This window comes from Streptomyces sp. 2A115 (genome assembly GCF_052245575.1).
Lineage (GTDB): Bacteria > Actinomycetota > Actinomycetes > Streptomycetales > Streptomycetaceae > Streptomyces.
In genome coordinates this window covers 76,677-102,087 of the sequence record NZ_JBQQCG010000022.1, presented here as the reverse complement: position 1 = coordinate 102,087, position 25,411 = coordinate 76,677, and the positions used below count along the sequence as shown (strand labels likewise).

The window sequence follows — 25,411 nt, the reverse complement described above, 5'->3', positions numbered from 1 at the left end:
GGATGTGCCATGGAAATTCCCTCGAACGACCACGCCGCGGAGGAGGCCCAGCGAGCGCTGAGCGTGCTGGCCGAGAACACCGAGGACGTGACGGCGCTGGACACGCTGGCCGACAGCGAGGTGCTGGTCCCGGTGCCCGACGACACCGACGACGAGACGGCCGGCGACCCCAACGCCGTGGCGCTGCCCGTCCTCGAACGGCCGGGGGAGGAGCCGCTGGTGCCCGTGTTCACCTCGGAGATGCGGATGGCCGAACTGCTGCCGTACATCTCGCGCTACCGCCTGATACCCCTCGGGGCGCTCGCCTCCCAGTGGCCCGCCAGCGATCTGTCCCTGAGCATCGACGCCAACTCGCCGCACGGACTGACGCTCGACTCCCAGGGTGTGCGCACGCTGTTGGCGCGGCCCCGCGGCTGAGGCCGCCGCCACGGCAGGGTGCGGGCCGGGGCGGGCGCGGCCACCATCACGGAGGGGAGCGGCCCGGGCCATGGGACGCGGGCGGAAGCCCGCTCCCGCGCCCTGGCCCGCATCCGAACAGGGTGAACGGGGTGAACGGTCACAGGCTCTTTCCGGGATTGAGGATTCCCCGGGGATCGAACGCCTCCTTCAGCCTGCGCTGCAACGCGTGGGACGCGGGCCCCAGTTCGTCCGCGACCCACTGCCGCTTCAGAATCCCCACTCCGTGCTCGCCCGTCAGCGTGCCGCCCAGCCGCAGCGCCAGCGCGAAGATCTCGCCCGCCGCCTCCCACGCCGCGTCCGGAAGCCGGTCCAGGGCCGGGTCCACGACGATGATGGGATGGAGGTTCCCGTCGGCCGCGTGCGCGATGGTGAAGACGGGGACGTCGTGGCGTGCGGAAATGGCGCGGATCTCGCGGGCCGCCTCCGCCAGTCGTGAGCGAGGCACCGCGATGTCCTCGATCAGGGGGCGGCCCAGCCGTTCGAGCGCGGGCAGGGCCAGTCGGCGCGCGGCCAGCAGCGACTCGGCCTCGGTGGGATCGTCGGTCGTCTCGACCGTCGTCGCCGATGGCGCGACGAGCGCGGCCACGGCCGCCGCCTCGGCGGCCGCACCCGCGCCCTCGCACTGCACGACCAGCAAGGCCGCGCCGCGCTCGCGCAGTGCGGGGTCGATGGCACGCAGCACCGGCCCGTCGACGAGCTCCGCGAGCGCTGGTTCGACCCCGGCCCGGCCGATCGCGTACGACGCCTCGGCGGCCGCCTCGAAGGACGGGAAGTACGCGGCGAGCGTGGCCGTCGCCACCGGGACCGGCCGCAGCCGCAGCGTCGCCGAGGTGATCACGGCGAGAGTGCCCTCGGAGCCGGTGAGCAGGGCGGTCAGGTCGTAGCCGGTGACGCCCTTCACCGTACGGCGGCCGGTCCTGATCACCGTGCCGTCCGCGAGCACCGCCTCCAGGCCGAGCACGCTGTCCCGCGTCACGCCGTACTTGGCGCAGCGCAGGCCGCCCGCGTTGGTGGCGATGTTCCCGCCGATCGTGGACAGGGCGGCGCTCGCCGGGTCAGGCGCGTAGCGCAGGCCGTACGCACCGGCCGCGCGGTCCAACTCGGCGGTGATCACGCCCGGTTCGACGACCGCGAGCTGGTCGTCCGCCGACAGTTCGAGGACGCGGTGCATCCCGGACAGGTCGAGAACGAGAGAACCCTCGCCGGCGGTCGCGCCGCCCGACAGACCGGTGCCCGCGCCGCGCGGCACGACCGGCACCCCCTGGGCATGGGCGTGCCGGAGGGTGACGGTGACGTCCTCGATGCGCCGGGCGTGGACGACCGCCACGGGACTGCCGTCGGACCGGGCGCCGGAACGGTCGGTGGCGTGCGCGGTCAGCGTGCGCGGATCGGTCGCGAGCCGGTCGGGGGCGAGGTCACGGGCCAGCAGCCCGAGCAGCTCGGCGGCCCTGGCCGTCACAGGTGACGCCGCCGGTGAGGTCGCAGACGCGGTGGTGGATGTGGTGGCAGGCGTAGTCGCAGAAGCGGGCACGGGTGCGGTCACAGGTCGAGTGCCTTCGTTCCGATGGCGAGCAGGGAGATGTCCTCCTGGGGCGCGTGCACGGGCGCGCACTGGATGTCGCGGAAGTGCCGCTCCAGAGGATTGGTGGGCGGTGATGATCGATGTGCCGTAGGAGGCGAAGGCGTCGATGCCGCCGCCGTTCAGGGCGGCGAGCCCGTCGTTGGGGAGGAGGGGCTTGGCGTCGATGTCCGACCACTTCAGCCCGGCCTGCTTCAGCACTTCGTACAGGAAGTAGTGGGCCGTGGTGTTCTGGACGTAACCGACCTTCTTGCCCTTCAGGCCCGCGATGTCGGTCACCTTCGAGCCCTTCCGGACGACGACCTCCTGGTTGAGGGTCGAGCCGCGCTGCACGGCGACGATCTCGAAGTTGGGCCTGCCGTCGGCGGCCGCGAGGACGGGCGGGATCTCGCTGGAGCTCGCGAGGTCGAGGGCTCCGGCCCGGACGGCCTGGTGCTGCTGGTCACCGCCCTGGAACAGGCTCCACTTCACCTTGTAGGGGGTGTCGTCGAGGTGGGCGAACTCGAGCACGGCTTCCTCGTTCTTCCAACCGGTGGCGCCGACGGCCAGGGTCACCGAGGAGAGGTCGGAGGAGGACGAGGACCCGGCCTCCGCGTCGCCCCCCGCAGGCCGTGGCGAACGGCAGCAGCAGGGCGACGGCGGCGGACGCGAGCAGGGTGCGACGGAACACGGGATCTCCATGATGAGCAATCAATCAGGCAGGGGAGTCGGGCGGGGGAATCAGGCGGCCCGGGCGGTCGAGGCACGGTGGGCGAGCTCCTGCCGGACCAGCGGCACGACGTAACGGGCGTAGTCGATCGCGTCGTTGAGCGGGTCGTAGCCGCGGATCGACAACAGATCGCAGCCGATGTCCACGTAGTCGAGCAGCGCCTTCGCGACCGTCTCGGGGGAGCCGACCAGCGCCGTCGAGGCGCCCGCCGCGTTGGTGGCGACCGCCGGGGCCGTCCACAGGCAGCGGTCGTGGACCTCGCCCCGCTCGGCGATGTCGAGCAGCCGCTGCGAGCCGACATTGGCCGGACGGCCGTTGGTCCTGTAGTGCCGCAGTGGCTCCGTGCCCGCGCCCGTGACCTGGCCCTTCAGCACGCCAAGGGTGCGGTGGGCCTTCTCCCAGGCCAGTTCGTCGGGGGGCGCGATGATCGGGCGGAACGACACCCAGATCCGCGGGTGCGGGCGCCCCGCCGCGTCGGCGACGGCGTTGACGGCGGCGATCTGCTCGGCGGTCTCCTTGAGCGGCTCGCCCCACAGTCCGAAGATGTCGCCCTGCTGACCGCCCACGCGGTACGCGTCCTGCGAGGACCCGCCGACCGACACGGGGATGAGGCCGTTCACGGGCTTCACGTCGGACTGGTATCCCTCGAACCGGAAGTACTTGCCCTCGTGCGAGACGGGCCCGTCGGCGGTCCAGGCCTTCCGCAGGATCTGGATGTACTCGTCCGAACGCTCGTACCGCTCCGCCTTGTTGAGGTAGTCACCCTCCCTCCGCTGCTCTTCGTCACTGCCCCCCGAGATGATGTGCAGCGACAGGCGCCCGTCGCTGATCCGGTCCAGGGTGGCGAGGGCCCGGGCGGCGTGCGTGGGAAAGATGACGCCGGGCCGGTGGGCCAGGATGGGACGGATCCGTTCGGTGTGCGTGGCCACGAACTGGGCGAGCTGAAGGGCGTCGGGGGACGCCGAGTGGTAGGCGACGAGGGTGTGGTCGAAGCCGCCGTCGTCCAGGGCGCGGGCGTAGCGGCGTACGTAGTCGGGATCGAAGCCGGTCCGGGCGGTGCTCGCGGCGGGGCCGGACGCCCCGGAGTCGGTGTGGACGGCGCTGATGAACTCGACGGGCATGGCGAGCTGGCTCCCTTGCTCTGATGGGTACTTGAGAACGCTGCGACGGCTACTTGAGGACGGAGACGTCGGCGGACTTCGCCACGTCGACGTTCGGATCGAGCACGCCGATGCCGTGCATCAGGTCGGCCACGTCCTGGACGGTCCCATTCACCTCGGACGTGAGCGGCAGCACCTCGCTGTACGCGGCCGAGGCGAGGGTCCTGGCGATCGCGGGGTCGGCGCCATTGCGCCGCGCGATGGTGTCGGCGTACGCCTCCTGGTGGCTGCTGGTCCACTTCAGGGCCGTACCGAGCCGCTTCAGGAAGTCCCCGAGTGCGGCCTTCTTCGCCTTGTCCGCGAGGGTCTTCTCGGACGCTCCGATGAACCCGTAACCGCTGATCCGGCCGTCGGCGCCGTCGACGAGGAGCCTGCCGCCCTGCTGGAGGCCGACCGCCTGATAGACGCCGAAGGTCGCCCAGACCTCGACCTTGCCGGAGGAGAAGGCGGCCTGTGCGTCGGTCGGCAGCAGGTACTGGACCTTGACGTCGGAGTACTTGAGGCCGTTCCGCTGAAGCACGTTGGCGAGCAGATACTCGGCGATGCTGCCCTTCGCGGAGGACACCACGACGGTCTTGCCCTCGAGGTCCTTGACGCTCTTCACGTCCGAGTTCCCGCGGACGACGATCCCGGTGTGCCGCCCGTCGTTCTTGAGGGCGGCGACGTTCTTGAACCGCACCCCGCCGCTCAGCGCCTGGAGCGCGGGCAGATCAGCGGAGTACGTGGTGTCGGCGGCACCCGCCTGCACGGCCTGGAAGAGCGGGGCCGCGCCCTCGAACTCGGCCCACTTCACCTTGTAGTCGGCCCCCTTGAGGGCGTCCGACCCGGCGAAGATCGTCTGCAGGGTCTTCGCCTGGTCGCCGATGGTCAGGGTGACGTCGGAAGAGCCACCGCCGGCCGTGTCCGCGGCGGAATTCCCTCCGCAGCCCGTCACCGTCAGCAGGGCGCTCAGACCGAGAGCGGCGGCGAGTGTACGGATGGCGGTGCGTTTCACGAGGGGTTCCCTTCAGGGGTACGGGAGTTGGGGACGCCGGAGGTACCGGTGTGGGTGACGCCGAGCCAGCCGAGCAGGCGGGCGCGCAGGGTCACGAACTCGGGCGCGGTCAGCTCGCGGGGCCGGGGCAGCTCCACGGTGACCTCGTGGGCGATGCGCCCCTCGTCCATCACCAGGACCCGGTCGGCGAGCAGCAGCGCCTCCTCCACGTCGTGCGTGACCAGGAGGATCGCGCAGCCGTGCCGCTCCCACAGCTCTGCGACCAGCTGTTGCACCCTGCCTCGGGTCAGCGCGTCGAGGGCGCCGAACGGCTCGTCCAGGAGCAGGAGTTCGGGTTCGCGGACGAGGGCGCGGGCCAGCGAGACGCGCTGTGCCTGACCACCGGAGAGCGTCTTCGGCCAGACGGCCGCCCGCTCGGCGATACCGACCTCGTCCAGGGCGCGGTCGGCGCGGGCACGATCGGGCCGCCCGGGCAGACCGAGGACGACATTGCGCCACACCTTCAGCCAGGGCAGCAGCCGGGGCGACTGGAAGGCCGCGCTGCGCCGCGCCGGGACGGTCACCTCGCCGCCGATCTCGTCGTCGAGCCCGGCCAGGATGCGCAACAGGGTCGACTTGCCGCAGCCGCTGTGGCCGAGCAGGGCCACGAACTCGCCCTCGCGGATGTCGAGATCGAGATCGTGGAGGACCGTGTTGCCGTCGAAGGCGCGGGACAGGCCGCGGATCTCGACACTGTTCGCCGCTGTTTTCGCCGCGGTGGGCGCCGTGGGCACGGTATTCACAGCCATGGTCATGCCTCACCGTCGAAGGAGGCCCGCCAGCTCAGGAGGCGGCGCGAGAGGACGCGTACGGCGAAGTCGCAGGCGAGGCCGAGCAGCGCGTACACGGCGAGGCACAGCACGATGACGTCCGTACGGAAGTACTGCTGGGCGTTGCTCATCAGGTAGCCGAGCCCGGCGTCGGCGTTGACCTGCTCGGCGAAGACGAGGGCGAGCCAGGCGGTGGAGAGGGCGTACCGGAGCCCCACGAGTGCCCCGGGCAGCGCGCTCGGCAGGATGACGTACCGGATCAGACCGAGCCTGCCGAGCCCCATCATCCGTGCGGCCTCGACGAGTTGGGAGTCGGTGGAGCGGATGCCGCCGTAGATGTTGAAGTACAGCGGGTACGTCACACCGAGGGCCACCAGGGCGATCTTCGGCGTCTCCTCGATGCCGAACCAGACGATGAACAGCGGGATCAGGCCGACCCACGGGATCGCCCGGAACATGCCCATGGAGGAGTCGATGACGTCCTCGCCGAGCCGGAACAGCCCGGCGAGAAGGGAGAGGGACAGTGCGACCGTCCCCCCGATGAGGAAGCCGGTGGCGGCACGGCGCCCGGATGCCGCGATGGCGTCGGGCAGTTCGCCGGTCTTCGTCAGCTCGACGGCCTGGCGTGCGACGTCCACGGGCGAGGCGAGGACGGACTCCGGAAGCACACCGGTCGCCGAGGCCAGGAACCAGAGGAGCACAAGACCGACCGGTCCGGCGGCACGGCGTGCGGAACGGGGGACGGAAAGGCGGCGGCGAGGGAGATGAGCCCCGCCGCGGATGGTGACGCGAGCGGCGGACGCGGGCGCGGCGGGCGGTTCGGTCTTCTCGAGCACCGGGGTGGTCACCCCGATCTCTTTGGTCGGCATGGCGGAATTCCTCTCAGGACGGTCAGGAGGGCGCACGACGGCTCAGGACGGCAGCGGACCGGTCGCGGCCGGGCGGGCGGGATCGGCGGACCAGGCGGACCAGGAGCCGGGGAAGAGCGCCGCGTCGAAACCGGCGATCGCGAGAGCGGCGATCTCGTGGGCCGCGGTGACACCGGATCCGCAGTACACGCCGATCGCGGTCGCGTCACCCGCACCCCGGTCCTCGAAACGCTTGCGCAGCACCTCGGGGGGCAGGAACGTCCCGTCGGCCGCGAGGTTCTCGCCGGTCGGGGCGGACACGGCGCCGGGGATGTGGCCCGCCCGCGGGTCGACCGGCTCCTGCTCGCCGCGATAGCGCTCTCCGGCGCGGGCGTCCAACAGCAGCCCGGCGAAGGCCAGTTGAGCCGCGCCGTCCGCGTCCGTCACCGGCAGAGCACCCGACCGGAGCACGGCATCACCCGGCTCCGGCGTTCCCGGACCCGACTCCAGCGGCAGGCCGCCCGCCCGCCACGCGCCCAACGCCCCGTCCAGCAGCGTCACTTCGACTACTCCGGCCCACCGCAGCAACCACCAGGCGCGGGCGGCGGCCGTGTTCCCCACGTCGTCGTAGACGACCACCGGACGACCGTCCCGCAGACCCCAACTCCGCGCCGCGGCCTGCAGATCCGCGAGGTCAGGCAGCGGATGGCGGCCACCGTCCGGGCTCGGCTGACCGGCCAGCCGACGGTCCAGATCCACGTACACCGCACCCGGAATGTGCGCCGCCGTGTAGCGGTCCCGGCCGTGCGGATCACCGAGTGCCCAGCGGACGTCGAGCACGACGGGCGGCCGGTCCGAAGCGAGCAGCTCGCGCAGTTCGGCGACGGTGGTCGTCACTCGGTCGCTCATGCGAGGTCCTCCGCGATCACGGGCAGCTCGGGGGAGAGGCGCAGCCGTTCGAGGAAGAGCACGACCGAGGCGGCGGCGGTGCGGTGCGACGCGTCGTTGAACACGTCGTGCCGGCCGTTGTTGAAGGTCACGGTCCGTACGCCGGGGTGTCCCGCGTACGTCGTCAGCGCACGGTCGAGCGGACTCACCCTGTCGTCCGCGCCGTGCAGGGCCAGTACCGGGACCCGTACGAGGTCCAGCCGCAGTTCCGGCAGCTCAGGGATCTCGTCCAGCGCGCCACGTCGGAAGTCCGCGTCGTTCGTGAGGCGTCCCTGATGGGTGGGACAGGCGGTGCGCGCCTCGACCTCCGCCTCCCAACTCCCCGACGCCCAGGGACCGGTGGGCAGACCGGCCAGGATCAGCGCGTCGATCCCCGCGGTCTGTTCGGCGGCGAGACGGACGGCGTACTGGCTGCCCGTGTCCGAACCGACCACCACCTTCGGACTGGGCAGCGACTCGTCGGCCAGGAGCTTGGCCGCCTCGTCGAGCACAGTCGGATCGGCCGAGGGATCACCGAGGGCCCGTACGCGGTAGGCGTCGAAGGCGAGCCGGAGGCCGAAGCGCTCGTACACACCGGTGTGTTCGCCCCGACCGGCCAGCACGATCAGCGTGCCGCGCGCGGCGAGGCCTTCGGGTTCGTCCCAGGAATACAACGAGGACCTGGAATGCGACGAGGACAGGGAAGAGGGCATGGGGAAGCAACTCCCTTTGCAGGGCAGGAATTTTCAGGTCCGGGAAATGCGAACGTGGAGGAGGACGGCCCGCCGGCACGTGTCAGAACAACCGAGACGTGATCACGTGATCAAAGGAGGCCGAGCGGGAACGCCGTCCAACGGCGGGGTATCAACGACAGCGCGCGCTGCACGCCACGCCGAAGTCGATGACTCGGCGCTGCGTCAGAAGGCAAGCGGAAGCGGTCGGGGAAACCATGCGCTCATCATGACCGGCCACGGCGCACCACGTCCAACGACGATTCCGCATCGAAACCGATCAGCGATCGCGATCGATGCGTGAAACGGGCTACGGTCGCCGTATGCCCCAACCGGTCCTGGACATCGTGGCCCTGCGCAGCCTGACCGCGATAGCCGACTGCGGCGGCTTCCATCGCGCGGCACGCTCCCTCACCCTCAGCCAGTCCGCGGTCAGCCAGCATGTCCGCAGGCTCGAGAAGACGCTGGGCCACCCGGTCGTCGAACGCGAGGGCCGGGGCACCCGGTTCACCACCGAGGGCAGGCTCCTCGTGGAGCAGGCCCGGCGCATTCTCGCCGTCCACGACGAGGCCGTACGGGTCTTGCTCGACACCGACGGCGACACCGTCACCATCGGTTCCACGGAGCATGCCGCCGACCAGTTCCTGCCCCGGCTGACCGCGGCCGTCCAGGAGGTGCGGCCCGGCTGCCGGGTGCGCTTTCGTATCGACCGATCGGCACGGCTCGTCGACGCTGTGGAGCGTGGCAGCGTGGATGTCGCGGTGTACGTGACGGAGGCGGCCGCCACCGAGGGCACACCCGTCGGCGGCCTCCCGCTGACCTGGCACGCCACTCCCGGCTGGGAGCCGCCGCCCGCGCCCGCCCCGGTCCCGCTGGTCGCCATCGAGGACCCGTGCGCGATCCGCCGCCGAGCCATCGCGACGCTTGCCGAGCACGGCGTCGCCGCCACGGTGGTCGGGGACGCCGGCTATCTCGCGGGTGTGCTCGACGTGGCGCGCACCGGCCTGGGCGTCGCTCTCCTCGCCTCGGTCGGCCCCGCTCCGGACGGGCTGACCCCGTACGACGGACTGCCGCCGGTCACGCCGATACCGATGAGCGTGCTGGCCCGGCCGGGCGCGGACCCGGCGACGGCCGCGGCGGCTTTCGAGGCTGTACGGGATCTACTGCGCTGACGCCGGCCCCGTCGGAGGGTGACTCACTCGCCGGTCAGCATGCGCGTCAGGACGGCGCGCTGCAGCGGACGTACCTCGGTGTGCAGGTCGCGCCCCTTCTGGGTGAGCGCGACCCAGACCCCGCGCCGGTCCTCCTGGCAGACGCTGCGCTCCACCAGGCCCTCCTTCTCCAGACGGCCGATGAGGCGGGACAGGGCGCTCTGGCTAAGGTGCACCCGGTCGGCGATGTTCTGCACCCGGCACAGCTCGCCCGGGTCCGCGGCAGCGCCCGACGCCAGGATGTCGAGCACCTCGAAGTCACTGGCGCCCAAGCCATGGGGATGCAGCACGCGGTCGATCTCGCACATGGTCCGTGCGTGAACCGACAGGATGTCCCGCCACTGGTCCTCGAGCCGGGAAGCGGTCGTCTTTGCTGCCATAACCGCACGGTAACAGAGAAGACGCCCTTTGTTGAGTGTGCAACTAGTGCAGCTGCATGTAGTGGGTCACGTTACTCACGCCGGTGCCTGGACGAGCCCGATCAGATTGCCGTCGGTGTCCTTCACGGACGCGATCAGCTTGCCGCCACCGACGTCCTGGATGTCCCGGAGCATCTCCGCACCCGCGCCGAGGAGACCGGCCAGGCTCGCCTCGATGTCGGTGACCCGCCAATAGGGGATGGGTCCCGTCAGGCCTTTGGCGTGGCCGTTGGGGTCGAGGCCTACCTCCGGCCCGCCCGTCGGCCTGAAGCCGACGTAGTACGCCTCGTCCGCGTACGGCTCCACGCCCAGGAGTGTGCTGAACAGTGCCTTGGTTCCGGCGAGGTCCTTGACGGGGTAGGTGATGGTTTCGAGGCCTTCGGGCATGGCGGGCTCCTTCGCGGTCTTGATTCCACCGGCGGTTTCCGCCGGTGGAATCAAGCTATGACCGGGTGGCGGTATCCCGCTTCTCGGATCCTGACCAGTCACCGCCCAGCCTGTCCGCATCGCCGGCACCAGCCGTCCCGCGGGTGGCCCGTCCCGTCAGCCCGTGAAGATCTCCGCGACCGACCACACGGCGAGCCCGAGCATGCAGAGCCCGCCGATCCGCTGCACGGTCTTCAGCGGTACGCGTTTGGCGATGAAGCGGCCGGCCAGCAGCGCGAGCGCGGAGACCGACATGAGGGCGGCCGCGGAACCGACGGCCACGGACGCGATCCCGTTCGTGGCCGCGAGGTTGGCGGTCGTGATCTGTGTCAGATCGCCCCACTCGCTGATGAAGACCGCCATGAAGGCGGTCGTGCAGACGGGCCTGAAGCCGGTCACTGTCCGGCCGGCGGAGTCCTCGTCGTCGTCCCCTCCGCCGCGCAGCAGCAGGAAGGCGCCGAACGCGAAGAGCGCGGCCGAGACGGTCTTGACGGTCCAGTCGGGCAGCAGACCGATCAGGCTTCCGGCGCCGACGGCGATCGCCACGTGCACGACGAACGCGGTGGACGTGCCGAACCACACGTACAGCGGCCGCATACGGGTGCCCATGGCCAGCGACGCGAACATCGTCTTGTCGGGAAGCTCGGCGAGGAAGATCAGCCCAAAGGCGGTGAGGATCGCCAGGGGGTCGAGATGCATTCCGGGTGGCCTTCTGTAGGGGCCGGGCCCCCGGATCTTCGCGACCCGCCCTCAGCTGGGGCGACGGGAGAACCGATCGGCCCGGCATGACGGGTGCGCCGCACGGCGTGCGGGCACATCAATGCCTGGCCGAAGGTCTCGTCCACCCGTGTGATCACGCGGGCCCGGCCACCGGGAACCCGAGGGCTCCAGTGTGTCGACGACCGGTTCGCAGGACTACTCCCCTTCGCAGCTGGTCAGTGTACAGGGCATCTGTGTGGGTCTGGCGTGAGTGTGCGAGGGAGGGGCAGGTGTGCGAGGGAGGTCGGGCAGTCCTGCCGCCGACGTCGGTGGCGTGGTGTCGCGCTATGGCACTACAGGCTTCGCCGTCGCCGCGATGATTCCTTCCAGGAAGTCCTGCCCCGGCTCCTCCCAGTAGGGGAGCTCCGGGACCTCGCGGATGAGTTCGAACGCCTCGTCGATCAGCTCACTGTGGATCGCGGGGCCGTGGCAGGACGCCGCGGTGTCGATGTCGAGGTCCTGGACGCGGTCCACGTGTTTGTTGAACTTCCCGGAGTCCAGCCACAGATGCCAGGGGTGGTTCAGCCGGTTACCCAGGAGCATGCCTTCGCGCCAGGCCTTCCGGTCCAGGTCGGCGGCGCTTTCGGCGGGGTGCGGGAGAGCCGTGGCGAAGGTGTCGGCCGCCCAGTAGACCCGGGTCGTGGGGTCGAACAGTCCGCGCGTTGTCGGGTTGTCGAAGAATGGCGGCCTGACCGCGAGGAGCGTGCGGTCCCCGGCTGTGAAGCTCTCGCCGTCACGAACCCAGTGTGAGCGGTTGAACGGCATCCAGAACTCCTCGGTATCGATGGCGTAGCGGGCCATCGAGAACCAGGTCGTGACCAGAGTGGCGTTGGGGCAGGCTGCCATGACCTCGCGGAGGTTTCCCGCGTGGTCGTGGTCATCGTGGGTCAGGAACACCCAACGCACGTCGGCCGGCTCGACAAGGCTCCAGGCGTGATTCAGCCATTGCTGCCGGTTCGACGGCGCACCGGTGTCGACGAGCACGGGCTCGCTGCCGGTGATGACCATGGAGTTGACGTAAAACATGCCGACTGGCGGCGCTTCCAGCAGCTGCGGGATGACATAGGTCTCCGGCGCGACCCTGTACGGCTCGACCTTCGGCTCAAAAATTCCTTCGGCGGTGGACATGGCCCCGCCTCCTCGTGACGGTGTGCGTATCCGATTCAGTGTGAGGCCCGTAAAACGCACTGAGGTTTCTGGGGCTCCACTCCATCTTGCGCACGTCATGCGTGCGGGCACCACCGCGACAACGCTGGTGGCCATCCGCTTATGGAGTGTCACCCGCCGCGTTCGCGGAGGCAATGCGCGGCACGCATGACAGGTGCGACGCGCGACACGCAGAAGCATTGCGGCCGCCCCCCAGGCTGATTTCCGCCGGTTAGAGTTCGATGCCCAATGGCAAATCGCGCGGAGTTCGGCGAATGAGAGGAGAAATGATGCCGCTCTATCTAACGACGTTCAGCTACACGCCAGATACCTGGGCCAGACTCAGCCGCAACCCAGAGGACCGAGGAAAGGCCGCACAAACGTACATCGAGTCGGCCGGTGGAAAGCTGCACGGGTTCTGGTACGCCTTCGGGAAACATGACGGCTATGCCCTGTGGGAAGCCCCCGACAATGTTTCGATGGCCGCGGTCGCGCTGGCTATTACTGGAGGGGGCGCGCTCAGCTCGTTCGAAACGACAGTCCTGCTGACCGTTGAGGAAACGATCGCCGCCCTGCGCAAAGCCGAGCAAATCCAGTACCGAGCGCCTGGCGCGTAGCGGCTCGCGCTCGATTGGTCGCGGGTCCCGGGCTTGAGGGCTCTCCCCGAGCATGAGGCCCCCCGTAGGCGGCCCGTCCGCCGCCCCCGAGGGGCCTCGAAGAATTCCTGAAGGATTTCGAAGAATGCCTGAAGGATCACCGAACCGTCGGTTCAGGTCGACTGGCGCTTGACCAGTTCCGTCGGCAGTATCACCGCGGCCGGATCCTCCCCGCCGATCTGCGCGAGCAGCACCCGCACCATCTCGGAGCTGATCCGGTCGTAGGGCTGGCGGATCGTGGTGAGCTCGGGGCTCGACGCGACCGCCGCGGAGGAGTCGTCGAAGCCGCCCACCGCGACGTCCTCCGGGACACTCCGGCCCGCCCGGTGCAGCGCGCTCAGCACGCCCTGCGCCATCAGGTCGGAGGCGACGAAGACGGCGTCCATGTCCGGGACCCGGTCGAGGAGCAGCTCGGCGCCCGCCTCACCGCTGGCCCGGCTGTAGTCGCCTGACACGACGAGCCGTTCGTCGAAGTCGATGCCCGTCTCGGCGAGCACCTCCCGGTAGCCCGCGAGCCGTTCGACACCGCCCGGCGTGTCCAGCGGACCGGTCACCACGCCGACCCGGCGACGACCGAGCGACACCAGGTGGCGCACCATGTCCCGGGCGCCGTCCCGGTCGTCCGCGGCGACGTAACTCACCTTGGAACCGATACCGATGGGCTTGCCGCACATGACCAGCGGCACGCCCGCGTCCCGCAGCTGCTCGGCGACCGGGTCGCCGGAGTGGCTGGAGACCAGCAGCACGCCGTCGACATGGCCCGCGGTGATGTACCGCGTTATGCGCCGCCTCTCGTCCTCGGTGCCCGCCAGCATCAGCAGCAGCGGGATGTCGTGCGCCGCCAGCGCCTGCGTACAACCGCGCAGCAGGACATTGAAGTTGGGGTCCTCGAAAAACCTCTCCTGCGGCTCGGTGAGCAGGAAGCCGATCGAATCCGAGCGTCCGGTGATCAGCGAGCGGGCGTGCCGGTTCACGACATAGCCCGTCCTGCGGATGGCGGCGTTGACAGCTTCCTGCGCGGCGGGGCTCACGTAGTGCCCGCCGTTGAGCACGCGCGACACGGTGCCTCGTGAGACTCCCGCCTCGCGCGCGACATCGTGAATCGTCGGCGGTCTGCGCCGGCCCCCCGATTGGCTCATGGTCACGACTTTACGGCTCCCGACAGGAGATCGAGGCTCCAGAACCGCTGGATGACCAGGAAGAGCGCGACAAGCGGGATGACCGCGAGCAGCGCGCCGGTGATCACCAGCGTGTAGAGGGCCGGAGTGTTGGAGCCCTGCTCGAGAAGTGTGAACAGTCCCAGGGTGATCGGGAACTTCTCGTCGTCGCTGAGCATGATGTACGGCAGCAGGAAGTTGTTCCACACCGCCACGAACTGGAAGAGGAAGACCGTCACCAGTCCGGGAATCATCATCGGCAGCGCGATCCGGCTGAAGATCCGCCACTCGCTCGCCCCGTCCATCCGCCCGGCCTCGACGACATCGCCGGGCACCGCCGCGGCGGCGTAGATCCGGGCGAGATACACGCCGTACGGGGACAGGATCAGCGGCAGCAGTACGGACGCGTACGAGTCCGTCAGGTCGGCCTTGGCCATGAGCAGATACTGCGGGATCGCGAGGATCACCGGCGGCATCAGCACGCCCGCCATCAGGACGTTGAAGATGGTCTCGCGACCGCGGAAGCGGTAGATCGCGAGGGCGTAGCCGCCGAGCGCCGAGACGACCGTCGACAGGAGGGCGCCGAGGCCCGCGTAGAGGGCGGAGTTGCCCATCCACTTCCAGTACACGCCGTCGCGGTAGGCGTTCAGGTCCTTGAGGTTGTCCGCGAAGCCGGTGCCCGGAAGGAACGTGAACGTCGAGAACAGCTCGCGGCCCGACTTGGTCGCGGCGATCACCACCCACGCCACGGGCAGCAGACAGTAGATCGCGCCGAGCAGCAGTGTGAGCGTCGGGACGAAGGCGATCCGGCGGCGCAGCGGCGGACCCTGGGCCGTGCCGGGCGTGGTGCCCGCGGCTGGGGCCGCCTTGTGGACGGCAAGAGAACTCATCGTGCTTCCTCCTGCTTGTTACGGGAGTTCGCGGTGCGCAGGAAGCCGAAGGACAGCAACAGCGTGACGAAGGCGATGATCACCGCGGTGGCGGCCGCCGAGTAGATGTCGCCCTTGCCGAAGGCGTCCTGGTACACCTTCATCAGCGGACTCCACGTCGTGGAGACGGAGTTGGTGAGCGGCTTGAGGGTGGTCGGCTCGCTGAACACCTGGAGCGTCGCGATGATCGAGAAGAAGAAGGTGAGCACCAGCGAGGGAGCCACCATCGGGATCTTGATCCGGAGCGCGACCTGCAGCGGCGTGGCGCCGTCCAGCTTCGCCGCCTCGTACACCTCGACGGGAATGGCCCGCAGCGAGGTGTAGATGACGATCATGTTGAAGCCGGTGCCGCCCCACACCGCGATGTTGGACAGCGCGAAGTACAGCGGCCCGCCGTCCAGCAGGTCCGGCTGCGGCATGCCCAGCTTGTCGAGGATGAAGTAGAAGGGGCTGACGTCCGGCAGGTACAGGAAGCCCCACAGCATCGCCGCGACGACGCCGGGAATGGCGTACGGCAGGAAGATCGCCAGCCGCGTGAACGGCGCGAGACGGACCCGGTCGGTGTCGAGCATCAGCGCGAAGAGCAGCGCGACGCCGAGCATCACCGGGATCACGATGGCGCCGTACCCGAGCACGCGCAGCGCTCCGGCGAGCAGCTCGGAGTCGGTGAGGGAGTCGGTGTAGTTCTCCAGGCCCGCCCAGACCTCCTCGCGGGCGCCCGCGCCCAGGCCCAGCCCCTTGACCTGGACCTTGTGCAGGCTGAGCCACACCGCGTAGCCGATGGGCAGTGCGAAGAAGAGGGCGAAGAGAACCGTCGCGGGAAGGAGGAAGGCATACGGGGCCCCCTTGACCCCGTACGACTTCCGGCGTGCGGTGGTCACTCCGCGACCTCGAAGCCCTGCTTCTCGAGGTCGGCGACGGTGGCGTCCTGCATCGTCTTCAGGGCGGCGCCGAAGTCCGACTTGTTCTTGGCGGCCTTGCCGAAGGCGTCGTTGAACGTGGTGTACGCGACGTTCACGTTCGGGCCCCACGCGGAGGGCGCGGTGGTCTTGGCGATGTCGGAGGCCTGGGTGTAGAAGTCCGGCTGGTTCGAGAAGAAGGCCGGCGGCTCGGCGAACGCGCCACTGGTCTGCGCGGTCGTGGCGGCCGGGTAGATGCCACCCTCCTTCGCGAGCGCGGTCAGCGCGGCCGGGTCCGTGTTCAGCCAGGCGGCGAACTTCGCGGCGGCCGACTTGTTCTTGGAGTCCGTGGTGACGGCCGTGGAGGAGCCGCCCCAGCTGCCGGTCACGTTCTCGCCCTGCGACCACTGCGGCAGCGGGGCCATCGCCCACTTGCCCTTGGTGTCGGGAGCGCCGGTGGTGAGGGTGCCGGGCGCCCAGACCGCGCTGACCCAGGCGATCTGCTTGCCGGTGTTGAGCGCCTTGTTCCAGGACGGCGTGTACATCGGCTGGTTGTCGATCGCGCCCTCCTTGACGAGGCCGCCCCAGAAGTCGGCGACCTTCTGCGAGGCCGCGTCGTCGATGCCGACCTTCCACTTCTCGCCCTCGGTGGTCCACCACTTGGCGCCGGCCTGCTGCGCGAGACCGGCGAAGAGCCCGGAGTCGTTGGCGGAGAAGGTGGTGAGGTCCGCCTCCGGAGCCTTCTTCTTCAGCGCGCGGGCGGTCTCCGCGAACTGCTCCCAGGTCTCCGGGACCGTCAGCTTGTACTTCTTGAAGAGGTCCTCGCGGTAGTAGAACATCATCGGCCCGGAGTCCTGCGGGATCGCGTACACCGCGTCCGAACCCAGCGTCGTCTGCTGCCAGACGCCGTCGGCAAACTTGTCCTTCACACCGTCCACGTCACCGGCTATGTCGGCGAGCGCGTCATTGCTGACGAGTGTCGGCAGGGCCTGGTACTCGGCCTGGACCAGGTCCGGGGCCTTCTTGGCCTTGTGCGCGGTGAGGATCTTGGTGACCAGTGTGTCGCCGGAGGCCTGCTTCTTGACCGTGACCGAAATCTGGTCCTTCTTGCCCGGACCCTTGTTCCAGATGTCGGCGACCTTGTCCATGCCCGGCGTCCAGGACCAATACGTCAGCTCGACCGGCCCCGAGTCGGCCTCGCTGTTGTCGTCGGAGGAGCCGCAGGCGGCAAGTGCGGTGGCGCCGAGAACGACGGCGACCGAGATGGTCACGAGGCGGCGCAGCTTCGTGTTTGGCATGGATCTATCTCCCCTGACCTGGGACCCCGCTCTGCTGCGGAGGCCTGCCCCTTTTTCTTGCGCGGCGCGCCTCCGGGGCGCTTCAGCCGGTGTCGAGGGCACGACCGTGCTCAGCCCTTCGGGCCTCCGCGCGCTCGCACCCTCGACGCCGGCGCGCCCCTTCGGCTCGCCCGTGCTGCTTCTGTGAGCGTTCACAGTAGAGAAACATCCAGGACACTTGTCAATGGTTGTAGCTGTGCGGTTATGTTGGGCTCACGCCGCTGAGTGCAGTGTGTGCACGTTCCCAAATGTTCGACCAACCGGGAGAAATCCATGCCGGAGACCACCCCCAAGGGCCTCACCAGGCTCGCCTTCGGTGGGGACTACAACCCTGAGCAGTGGCCGGAAACCGTCTGGCAGGAGGACGTCCGGCTGATGCGCGAGGCCGGCGTCACGATGGTCAGCGTCGGAATCTTCTCCTGGGCAGTCCTTGAGCCCTCGCCCGGGGTCTACGATTTCGGCTGGCTCGACCGGCTCCTTGACCTGCTGCACGAGAACGGCATACGCGCCGACCTCGGTACGCCGACGGTGGCACCGCCCGCCTGGTTCTACCGCGAGCACCCCGACGCGCTGCCCGTGACGGCCGACGGCACCCGCTACGAGTTCGGCTCGCGCGGCGCCATCTGCCACAGCAACACCCATTACCGGACGGCCGCCGCGAACATCGCCACCCAGCTCGGCACGCGGTACGCCGACCACCCGGCGCTCGCGATGTGGCACGTCCACAACGAATACGGTGTGCCCGTCTCGGCCTGCTACTGCGAGAGCTGCGCCGCGCACTTCCGCCGCTGGCTCGCGGACACGTACGAGACGGTCGACGCGGTCAACAAGGCCTGGGGCACGGCCTTTTGGGGCCAGCGATACGCGGACCTCGACCAGATCAACCCGCCCCGCCTGAGCCCCACGGTCGGGAACCCGACCCAGGCGCTCGACTACAAGCGGTTCGCCGACGCCACCATGCGCGAGAACTTCGTCGCCGAGCGGGACATCCTGCACCGCCTCTCGCCCGGCATCCCGGTCACCACGAACTTCATGACCGCCCTCAGCCAGTGCGACTCCGTCGACTACTGGGCCTGGGGCCGCGAGGTCGACCTCGTCACCAACGACCACTACCTGATCACCGACGGCCGCCGTACGCACGTGAACCTCGCGATGGCCGCCGACCTCACCCGCTCCGTAGGGCGCGGCGCCCCATGGCTGCTGCTCGAACACTCCACGTCCGGTATCAACTGGCAGACCCGCAACCCCGCCAAGGCCCCCGGCCAGATGGCCCGCAACTCCCTCGCCCATGTGGCCCGCGGCTCCGACGGCGCGATGTTCTTCCAGTGGCGGCAGTCACGGCGCGGCGCCGAGAAGTTCCACTCGGCGATGCTGCCGCATGCCGGCACGGACTCACGGGTGTGGCGCGAGGTGGTCGAACTCGGCGCGTCCGTCGACTCGTTGAGTTCCGTGCAGGGCACCCGGACGCAGGCCGACGTCGCCGTGCTGTGGGACTGGCACTCCTGGTGGGCGCAGAACCTGGCGTGGCGCCCGAGCGAGGACCACGACCCGCGCGAGCGCGCCGACGCGTTCTATGAGGCCCTCTACGACCGTCACCTCACGGTCGACTTCGCCCACCCGGAAGCCGACTTGTCGGCGTATCCCCTTGTCGTCGTGCCCGCGCTCTACCTGATGACGGAGGCCGCGGGGAACAACCTGCGCGAGTACGTCGAGAACGGTGGCACCCTCGTCGTCTCGTACTTCTCCGGCATCGTCGACGAGCACGACGCCGTGCACGACGGCGCGTACCCCGGCCCGCTGCGGGACGTACTCGGCCTCACGGTCGAGGAGTTCTCGCCGCTGCTCCAGGGCGAACTGGTACGCATCACCGGCCCGGACGGCTCCGAGCTCGCCGGCGACGTGTGGACCGAGTTCGTGGTGCCGCGCGGCGCCGAGACCGTGTGGACGTACGCCGACGGGCTCGCCGCAGGTCAGCCGGCCGTCACCCGGCACCGCCTCGGCGAAGGTTCGGCCTGGTACGTGTCCACGCGCCTCGGGGCCCAGGGCCTCGACGCCCTGATCGGCTGGGCGGTCGACGACGCGCGGATCGCGCCGCGCGCCGACCTGCCGCGCGACGTCGAAGTGGTGCGCCGCACCGGCGAGTCGGGCACGTTCCTCTTCGCGATCAACCACTCGGCCGCCGACGCCAAGGTGCCGCTCGACGCACATGGCACCGAGCTGCTGACCGGCGAACGGGCCGCCGGCCACCTGGGCGTGCCCGCGGGCGGAGTCCGGGTCGTGAAGCTCGATGGCTGATCCACCCCCACAGACCCCGGCCGGATTCCGGGGGGACATCCGGCCGGTCCTGGCGGCGCCGTGTTCAAGCGTCTCTGATTGGCTTAGGGACCCCCCTGCGTTGCTCAGGGATGTGAGCCAATCGCCTTCGTGCCCTGGTACCGATGGACGAGTCCGTCGGCCCGCGTGGCACGTCCCTCCGGACGCTGACCGATCAGGCACACAGGTCCTGACCGGGGAGGGTGCCCGACGTCGCCTGGGCGCCGGGCGTGCACGTCACACTCTGCCACAGGATCACTACGGTTGGCTAATCCGACTGGTGAGCCTTCGGGCACGGCGCCGCCACACACCCCCAGGTCTCCCCGCCTTCGTCGAAGGGACGACGATGTTCCACGCGAGACGCGCCCTCAGGGCACTGCTGATACCGCTCTTCGCGGGCTTGGCACTCACCACGCTCCCCGCCGGCTCGGCCAACGCCGCCTCCACGCTCACCAACGGCGGTTTCGAGTCGAACGGCACCGGCACGACGACCCCGACCGGCTGGTCCACGTACTCCGCGGGCGGCCAGAACGCGGCCTCCTTCACGGAGTCCGGTGGCCACGGCGGGAGTTACCGCCTGAGTCACTACTCGTCCGCCGCCTACAAGGTGGAGACGTACCAGTACCTCGACGGGCTGACCAACGGGAACTACAAGCTCACCGCCTGGGTGCGCTCCGGCGGCGGCCAGAACTCCGCGTACATCGCGCTGAAGAACTGCGGCGGTTCGCAGCAGCGCACCGATCTGCCGGTCTCGGCGAGCGGCTGGATCCGCATCGTCGTGCCCGTCGCGGTGACGAACAACCAGTGCACGATCAGCATCAACTCCGATGCCAAGGCGGGCAACTGGATCAACGTCGACGACCTGACCTTCGCGTCGGGCACGGCGAGCCTGCCGATCAAGGGCTCTGACGTCTCGTCACTCGCCAAGAGCGAGGCAAAGGGCGGCGTCTACAAGAACAGTTCCGGCACGACCGGCGACGCGCTCACCATCCTCAAGTCCGCCGGGCAGAACTACGCGCGCCTCAAGGTGTGGGTGAACCCCGCCGACGGCTACAACAACAAGGCGCGCGTGCTGGCGATGGCCAAGCGTGTCAAGGCGCAGAACATGAAGCTCCTCGTCGACTTCCACTACTCGGACACCTGGGCCGACCCTGGCGCCCAGTCCAAGCCCGCCGCCTGGGCCGGACACTCGTACAGCCAGCTCAGGACCGACGTCTACAACCACACGTACGACGTCCTCAACGCCCTGAAGGCGCAGGGCACCACGGCCGACATGGTGCAGGTCGGCAACGAGATCAACGGGGGCATGCTCTGGAACGAGGGCTCCACCAACAACTGGTCGCAGCTCGCAGGCCTGCTCAACTCCGGCTACGACGCGGTCAAGGCCGTCAACTCCGGCACGACCGTGGCGCTGCACCTCGCCAAGGGCGGCGACCTGTCGGGCACCCGCTGGTGGTTCGACAGCGCGGTCTCCAACGGCGTGAAGTTCGACGCCATCGGCCTGTCGTTCTACGGCTACTGGCACGGTTCGCTCGCCGACTTCCAGACGACCCTGGACGACGCGGCGTCGCGCTACGGCAAGCCGGTCTTCCTCGCCGAGACGGCCTACCCGTTCCGTCTGGACAGCGACGACTCGTTCGAGAACATCATCGACCTGTCCAGTGAGCTGGTGTCCGGCTACCCCGCCACCACAGCCGGTCAGTCGGCGTGGCTGCGGGACGTGATGAACATCGTGGAAGCCGTTCCGAACGGTCGCGGCCTCGGAATCTTCTACTGGGAGTCCACCTGGACCGCGGTCAACGGCAACGGCTGGGACCCGACCGACGCCGCCTCCGGCAACGGCTGGGAGAACCAGGCGCTGTTCGGCTACGACGACAGGGCGCTTCCGGCGATGTCGCTGTTCAACCGCCGCTGACGGTGTGACGTCGTCGGCCGGACGCCGGTGACGGCGTGACGAGGGGCCCGCTGAGCGGCGGGCCCCGTTGTCATTCGGGCATCAGATGGACATCACTCCCGCCAGAACGGCTCGCGCAGTTTGAACTTCTGCAGCTTCCCGGTCGCCGTACGCGGCAGCGACTCGACGAAGTCGACCCGCTTCGGGCACTTGAAGCCGGCCAGCCGCGTCCGGCAGTGTGCGATCAACTCGTCGGCAGACAGGGGCGATTGATCCGCCGTCACGACCAGCGCGGTGACCAGCTCCCCCCACTTGGCGTCCGGAATGCCGATGACCGCGACCTCGCGCACGGCCGGATGCGAGGTGATCACGTCCTCCACCTCGATCGACGAGACGTTCTCGCCGCCCGAGATGATGACGTCCTTCTTGCGGTCGGAGATCACCAGATAACCCTCGTCGTCGAGGTATCCGCCGTCCCCCGTGTGGAACCAGCCGCCCGCCTGCGCCTTCTCCGTCTCCTCGGGCTGGTCCAAGTAGCCGTCCAGGTTGTGGTTCGAGGCGGTGAGCACCTCGCCGTCCACATCCACGTCGACCCGTACGCCGAGGGCGGGCACCCCCGCCCGCCCGAGCCGGCGGGCTCGCTCGGTGGGCTCCAGGTCGTCCCACTCCGCGCGACCGCGGTTGACCGTGACGAGCGGTGAGGTCTCGGTGAGCCCGTAGATCTGGATGAACTCCCAGCCCAGTTCGCCCATCACGCGTTCGATGGTGCGGGTCGGCGGCGGCGCGCCCGCGCAGACGATACGCACCCGGTCGCGGCCGGGGATCTCGCCGTCCCAGTCGGCCGCCGCGTCGAGCACGGCGTTCAGGACGGCGGGTGCCGCGCACATCAGCGTGACACCGTGCCGCTCGACGCGGCGCAGGATCTCGGTGCCGTCGACCTGGCGCAGCACGATGTGGCGGCCGCCGACCCCCGTGACGCCGTACGGCATGCCCCAGCCGTTGGCGTGGAACATCGGCAGGGTGTGCAGATAGACATCACGGTCGCTGATCGTGGTGTGCAGACCGAACACGGTCGCGTTCAGCCACAGATTGCGGTGCGTCAGCTGAACTCCCTTGGGGCGGGCGGTCGTTCCCGACGTGTAGTTGACGCTGGCCGTCGCGCCCTCGTTCGGCTCGGCCCACTCCCGCGGCTCGGTGCCGTGCAGGAAGAGCTCCTCGTCGTCGTTCTCGCCGAGCACGAACTTGTGCTTGACGTCGAGCGTGTCGAGCACGTCCGTGCAGGACGCGTCCGCGTAGACGACCGAGGCGCCGGAGTGCCGGACGATGTAGTCGATCTCCGGCCGCGTCAGCCGGAAGTTCACCGGCACCAGCACGCGCCCCCAGCCCGAAACACCGAAGAACGAGGTCAGCAGCCGCGCCGAGTTCTGCGAGACCACCGCGACACGACCGCCCACCGGGACATCCAGCCGGTCGAGCCGGGCGGCCTGCGCGCGGGCGAGCGCCGCGAGCTCCCCGTATGTGAGCTCGCCGAGGCTGGGCCCCGGCTGCTCCGTTTCGTCGACGACCGCGACGCGGTCCGGATAGACATGGACCGCGCGGTCGAGGAAGTCGCGGACGGTCAGTGGGTAGTGCACGACAGCACCTCCGGGTCGGTGGTTCCTACGTACATACCTCGGTCGTCACCGGATGTACGCACCCGCCGTCACCGGATGTACGCGCCCGCCGTCACCCGATCTCGCGCGTCGCCGCCCGCCGCTCCAGGATCGTGAGCACTCGCTCGCCCCAGCTGATGTTCTCCGTCTCGAACGCGATGCCACCCAGCAGAGTGAGATACGGGCCCACCCGCTCGGCCCGGGCCAGATGCTCCTCCTCGGTTCCGCCGTCCAGCAGCCGCAGCCGAAGCCGTTCGTACCGGGCCAGCTTCGCCCGTGCCCACTCGACGCGTTCCTCGAGGGACGCGCGGACGGCCGCCTCGTCGCCCTCGTCCACGGCCTGGAGCTTGACCAGCAGCTCGTCGCGCATCGCGGTGGGCCGGGGCGGCTCGGCGGTGAAGTCGCGCAGCGCACGCCGGCCCGCCTCCGTCAGCCGGAAGATCCGCTTGTCCGGCCTGCGCTCCTGGCGTACGACCCTGGCCGCGACCAGCCCCTCGGAGGCCATGCGGTCCAGTTCGCGGTACAGCTGCTGGGGCGTCGCCATCCAGAAGTTGGCGACCGACGCGTCGAAGGTCTTCGCCAGGTCGTAGCCGGACGCCTCGCCGTCGAGAAGTGTGGCCAACAGAGCGTTGCGCAGTGCCATACAAGGAACGTACTGTACGACGCACCTACTCAACAAATTGACTATGAGGTGAGCCATGAACCCCTTCCGCAAGGCGGTCGAGGACGGCGACCACGCTGCCGTCGTCGACCTGCTCGCCGAGGACGTCGTGTTCACCAGCCCCGTGGTCTTCAAGCCGTACGCCGGCAAGGCGATCACCGCCGCGATCCTGGGCGCCGTCATCCGCGTCTTCGAGGACTTCCGGTACGTCCGCGAGATCGCGAACCCGGACGGCCGCGACCTGGCCCTCGTCTTCGAGGCGCGCGTGGGCGACCGCGCGATCCAGGGCTGCGACTTCCTGCACTTCGACGAGAACGGCCGCATCGACGACCTCATGGTCATGGTCCGCCCGCTGTCGGCGGCCCAGGCGCTCCAGGCGGCGATGGCGGCCCGGTTCGAGCTCATCGAACGGGAGGCGTCGGGCGCCTCCTGACCCGACGGAGTTAGCCTGATCTCCTGCCACGACCAGGAGACATACGCACATGACCGCCCCCCAGTCCGAGACGGTGGACGAACCCGCGGAACTCCGCGCGCCCGCCCGGCGGCCCTCCGTCTGGCACGGGCAGGGGCCCGCCGTGGCGGTGGTCGCGGCAGGCGGCGCGCTCGGTGCCTCCGCGCGCTACGGGGCCGCCCTGCTCTGGCCCGCGCGGACGGGCGACTTCCCGTGGACCACCCTCTGGGTCAACGTCGTCGGGTGCTTCGTGATCGGCGTCTTCATGGTCGTGATCAGCGACGTGTGGGCGGCCCACCGGCTCGTACGCCCCTTCTTCGGCACCGGAGTGCTCGGCGGCTTCACCACCTTCTCGACGTACGCCGTCGACATCCAGAAACTGGTCGACGCGGGCCATCCGCGGACGGGCCTCGCGTACCTGGCCGCGACCCTCGTCGCGGCGCTCGCGGCGGTGTGGCTCGCGGTGACGGCGGCGCGCCGAGTACTGGCATGGAGGCGGCGGCGATGACGACGAGGCTGACGGGTGACGCCCTACGGGTGACGATCTTCATCGGCGAGAACGACACCTGGCACCACAAGCCGCTGTACTCGCAGATCGTGCACCGGGCGCGCGCCGCGGGCCTCGCGGGCGCCAGCGTGTTCCGCGGTATCGAGGGATTCGGCGCCTCCTCGCTGATCCACACCTCACGGCTGCTGTCCCTGAGCGAGGACCTGCCGGTGGCCATCGTCATCGTGGACACGGAAGAACGCGTACGCGCCTTCCTGCCGCAGCTCGACGAGCTGGTGGGGGAGGGGCTGGTGATCCTCGACGACTGCGAGGTCATCAGGTACGTCGGCCGCGACCTCGCCTCCGGTGACACGGGCGGGAAAGGTAAGAAGTAGTTGTGAACTGGGTGTTGGTGATCGTCGGCGGAATGGTCGGCGCGCCCCTGCGCTATCTCACCGACCGCGCGGTGCAGGCCCGGCACGACACGGTCTTCCCCTGGGGCACTTTCACCGTGAACGTCGTCGGCTGTCTGGTCCTGGGCACGCTGACGGGCGCGGCCGCGGCGGGCGCGGCCTCTTCCGACCTGCAGCTCCTCGTGGGAACGGGCCTGTGCGGGGCGCTGACCACGTACTCGACCTTCTCCTTCGAGACGCTGCGTCTCGCCGAGGACGGGGCCCGTTTCTACGCAGCCGTCAACGTCATCGCGAGTGTGGTCGCTGGGCTGGGTGCGGCGTTTGTGGGCGTTTCGGTGGCTGAGGCCCTCTGGGTGTAGCTCTCGGCGTCACACCCGGGCGCAGC

At 69.6% G+C, this 25,411-nt stretch carries 26 protein-coding genes and 1 pseudogene; 9 read left to right on the top strand and 18 right to left on the bottom strand.

Going from position 1 to position 25,411, the window contains the following annotated elements; all coding sequences use genetic code 11:
* Positions 1-9: 9 nt before the first annotated feature.
* On the top strand, positions 10-417 hold the full coding sequence (locus tag ACTWQR_RS20890; RefSeq protein WP_443228635.1) for an SseB family protein: 408 nt from the start codon (positions 10-12) through the stop codon (positions 415-417).
* Between the two features lie 139 nt (positions 418-556).
* Here the strand turns inward: ACTWQR_RS20890 and ACTWQR_RS20885 are convergent, their stop codons facing one another.
* The 8 genes and pseudogenes from ACTWQR_RS20885 to ACTWQR_RS20850 form a co-directional block, all read right to left on the bottom strand.
* Positions 557-1,918: an FAD-binding oxidoreductase gene (locus ACTWQR_RS20885; protein WP_443228665.1), complete on the bottom strand. Its 1,362-nt coding sequence runs from the start codon at positions 1,916-1,918 to the stop codon at positions 557-559.
* 228 nt (positions 1,919-2,146) lie between these two features.
* Positions 2,147-2,719, bottom strand: a pseudogene (locus ACTWQR_RS20880) (ABC transporter substrate-binding protein); the annotation flags it as partial.
* 39 nt (positions 2,720-2,758) lie between these two features.
* A complete protein-coding gene (locus ACTWQR_RS20875; RefSeq protein WP_443228634.1) occupies positions 2,759-3,868 on the bottom strand; it encodes an LLM class flavin-dependent oxidoreductase in 1,110 nt (369 codons plus the stop codon).
* 49 nt (positions 3,869-3,917) lie between these two features.
* Positions 3,918-4,901 carry an ABC transporter substrate-binding protein gene (locus tag ACTWQR_RS20870; protein WP_443228633.1) on the bottom strand — a complete coding sequence of 328 codons (984 nt, stop codon included), beginning with the start codon at positions 4,899-4,901 and terminating at the stop codon, positions 3,918-3,920.
* Entirely contained in the window at positions 4,898-5,689 is a 792-nt protein-coding gene (locus ACTWQR_RS20865) for an ABC transporter ATP-binding protein (protein ID WP_443228632.1), read from the bottom strand. Before ACTWQR_RS20865 ends, ACTWQR_RS20870 begins: the two co-directional genes overlap by 4 nt.
* Positions 5,690-5,691: 2 nt before the next feature.
* Positions 5,692-6,579 carry an ABC transporter permease gene (locus ACTWQR_RS20860; protein WP_443228631.1) on the bottom strand — a complete coding sequence of 296 codons (888 nt, stop codon included), beginning with the start codon at positions 6,577-6,579 and terminating at the stop codon, positions 5,692-5,694.
* 42 nt (positions 6,580-6,621) lie between these two features.
* Positions 6,622-7,467: a sulfurtransferase gene (locus tag ACTWQR_RS20855; protein ID WP_443228630.1), complete on the bottom strand. Its 846-nt coding sequence runs from the start codon at positions 7,465-7,467 to the stop codon at positions 6,622-6,624.
* Positions 7,464-8,198 carry an alpha/beta hydrolase gene (locus tag ACTWQR_RS20850; RefSeq protein WP_443228629.1) on the bottom strand — a complete coding sequence of 245 codons (735 nt, stop codon included), beginning with the start codon at positions 8,196-8,198 and terminating at the stop codon, positions 7,464-7,466. The genes ACTWQR_RS20855 and ACTWQR_RS20850 overlap by 4 nt, the downstream gene beginning before the upstream one ends.
* A 341-nt stretch (positions 8,199-8,539) precedes the next feature.
* On the opposite strand from ACTWQR_RS20850, the gene ACTWQR_RS20845 reads away from it, so the two are divergent.
* Positions 8,540-9,388 carry a LysR family transcriptional regulator gene (locus ACTWQR_RS20845; protein WP_443228628.1) on the top strand — a complete coding sequence of 283 codons (849 nt, stop codon included), beginning with the start codon at positions 8,540-8,542 and terminating at the stop codon, positions 9,386-9,388.
* Positions 9,389-9,411: 23 nt separating this feature from the next.
* On the opposite strand, the gene ACTWQR_RS20840 is transcribed toward ACTWQR_RS20845, so the two are convergent.
* The 4 genes from ACTWQR_RS20840 to ACTWQR_RS20825 all read right to left on the bottom strand — a co-directional run bounded on the left by ACTWQR_RS20840 (position 9,412) and on the right by ACTWQR_RS20825 (position 12,159).
* Entirely contained in the window at positions 9,412-9,807 is a 396-nt protein-coding gene (locus tag ACTWQR_RS20840; RefSeq protein WP_443228627.1) for a MarR family winged helix-turn-helix transcriptional regulator, read from the bottom strand.
* Between the two features lie 75 nt (positions 9,808-9,882).
* Positions 9,883-10,233 carry a VOC family protein gene (locus ACTWQR_RS20835; protein ID WP_443228626.1) on the bottom strand — a complete coding sequence of 117 codons (351 nt, stop codon included), beginning with the start codon at positions 10,231-10,233 and terminating at the stop codon, positions 9,883-9,885.
* 156 nt (positions 10,234-10,389) lie between these two features.
* A complete protein-coding gene (locus ACTWQR_RS20830) occupies positions 10,390-10,971 on the bottom strand; it encodes a TMEM165/GDT1 family protein (RefSeq protein ID WP_443228625.1) in 582 nt (193 codons plus the stop codon).
* 345 nt (positions 10,972-11,316) lie between these two features.
* Positions 11,317-12,159 carry an MBL fold metallo-hydrolase gene (locus ACTWQR_RS20825; RefSeq protein ID WP_443228624.1) on the bottom strand — a complete coding sequence of 281 codons (843 nt, stop codon included), beginning with the start codon at positions 12,157-12,159 and terminating at the stop codon, positions 11,317-11,319.
* Between the two features lie 308 nt (positions 12,160-12,467).
* On the opposite strand from ACTWQR_RS20825, the gene ACTWQR_RS20820 reads away from it, so the two are divergent.
* Positions 12,468-12,794 (top strand): GYD domain-containing protein, encoded by a 327-nt coding sequence (locus tag ACTWQR_RS20820; protein WP_443228664.1) that lies wholly within the window; start codon positions 12,468-12,470, stop codon positions 12,792-12,794.
* Positions 12,795-12,946: 152 nt separating this feature from the next.
* Here the strand turns inward: ACTWQR_RS20820 and ACTWQR_RS20815 are convergent, their stop codons facing one another.
* From ACTWQR_RS20815 to ACTWQR_RS20800, 4 genes are read right to left on the bottom strand one after another with little or no spacing between them, the layout of a single operon-like run.
* Complete coding sequence (locus ACTWQR_RS20815) at positions 12,947-13,978, bottom strand: LacI family DNA-binding transcriptional regulator (RefSeq protein ID WP_443228623.1); 1,032 nt, start codon at positions 13,976-13,978, stop codon at positions 12,947-12,949.
* On the bottom strand, positions 13,975-14,880 hold the full coding sequence (locus tag ACTWQR_RS20810) for a carbohydrate ABC transporter permease (RefSeq protein WP_443228622.1): 906 nt from the start codon (positions 14,878-14,880) through the stop codon (positions 13,975-13,977). Before ACTWQR_RS20810 ends, ACTWQR_RS20815 begins: the two co-directional genes overlap by 4 nt.
* The gene (locus tag ACTWQR_RS20805) at positions 14,877-15,800 is read right to left on the bottom strand and encodes a carbohydrate ABC transporter permease (protein ID WP_443228621.1); all 924 of its coding nucleotides are present in this window, start codon (positions 15,798-15,800) and stop codon (positions 14,877-14,879) included. Before ACTWQR_RS20805 ends, ACTWQR_RS20810 begins: the two co-directional genes overlap by 4 nt.
* Complete coding sequence (locus ACTWQR_RS20800) at positions 15,797-17,116, bottom strand: ABC transporter substrate-binding protein (RefSeq protein ID WP_443228620.1); 1,320 nt, start codon at positions 17,114-17,116, stop codon at positions 15,797-15,799. The genes ACTWQR_RS20805 and ACTWQR_RS20800 overlap by 4 nt, the downstream gene beginning before the upstream one ends.
* A 312-nt stretch (positions 17,117-17,428) precedes the next feature.
* Between ACTWQR_RS20800 and ACTWQR_RS20795 the strand changes: the two genes are divergently transcribed.
* Together ACTWQR_RS20795 and ACTWQR_RS20790 are read left to right on the top strand one after the other, a co-directional pair.
* The gene (locus ACTWQR_RS20795; protein ID WP_443228619.1) at positions 17,429-19,450 is read left to right on the top strand and encodes a beta-galactosidase; all 2,022 of its coding nucleotides are present in this window, start codon (positions 17,429-17,431) and stop codon (positions 19,448-19,450) included.
* 364 nt (positions 19,451-19,814) lie between these two features.
* Positions 19,815-21,383 carry a glycoside hydrolase family 53 protein gene (locus ACTWQR_RS20790; RefSeq protein WP_443228618.1) on the top strand — a complete coding sequence of 523 codons (1,569 nt, stop codon included), beginning with the start codon at positions 19,815-19,817 and terminating at the stop codon, positions 21,381-21,383.
* Between the two features lie 92 nt (positions 21,384-21,475).
* Here ACTWQR_RS20790 and ACTWQR_RS20785 read toward each other — a convergent pair whose 3' ends face one another.
* Together ACTWQR_RS20785 and ACTWQR_RS20780 are read right to left on the bottom strand one after the other, a co-directional pair.
* Positions 21,476-22,996, bottom strand: coding sequence for an AMP-binding protein (locus ACTWQR_RS20785; RefSeq protein ID WP_443228617.1), 1,521 nt, complete (start codon positions 22,994-22,996; stop codon positions 21,476-21,478).
* Positions 22,997-23,087: 91 nt separating this feature from the next.
* Positions 23,088-23,657, bottom strand: coding sequence for a PadR family transcriptional regulator (locus ACTWQR_RS20780; RefSeq protein WP_443228616.1), 570 nt, complete (start codon positions 23,655-23,657; stop codon positions 23,088-23,090).
* A gap of 55 nt (positions 23,658-23,712) precedes the next feature.
* On the opposite strand from ACTWQR_RS20780, the gene ACTWQR_RS20775 reads away from it, so the two are divergent.
* The 4 genes from ACTWQR_RS20775 to crcB (ACTWQR_RS20760) are packed head-to-tail and all read left to right on the top strand — an operon-like array spanning position 23,713 to position 25,385.
* Entirely contained in the window at positions 23,713-24,108 is a 396-nt protein-coding gene (locus ACTWQR_RS20775) for a nuclear transport factor 2 family protein (RefSeq protein ID WP_443228615.1), read from the top strand.
* Between the two features lie 49 nt (positions 24,109-24,157).
* A complete protein-coding gene (gene crcB / locus ACTWQR_RS20770) occupies positions 24,158-24,634 on the top strand; it encodes a fluoride efflux transporter CrcB (protein ID WP_443228614.1) in 477 nt (158 codons plus the stop codon).
* On the top strand, positions 24,631-25,008 hold the full coding sequence (locus tag ACTWQR_RS20765; RefSeq protein ID WP_443228613.1) for a DUF190 domain-containing protein: 378 nt from the start codon (positions 24,631-24,633) through the stop codon (positions 25,006-25,008). Before crcB (ACTWQR_RS20770) ends, ACTWQR_RS20765 begins: the two co-directional genes overlap by 4 nt.
* A gap of 2 nt (positions 25,009-25,010) precedes the next feature.
* A complete protein-coding gene (crcB, locus tag ACTWQR_RS20760; RefSeq protein ID WP_443228612.1) occupies positions 25,011-25,385 on the top strand; it encodes a fluoride efflux transporter CrcB in 375 nt (124 codons plus the stop codon).
* The last annotated feature ends 26 nt before the right edge of the window (positions 25,386-25,411 follow it).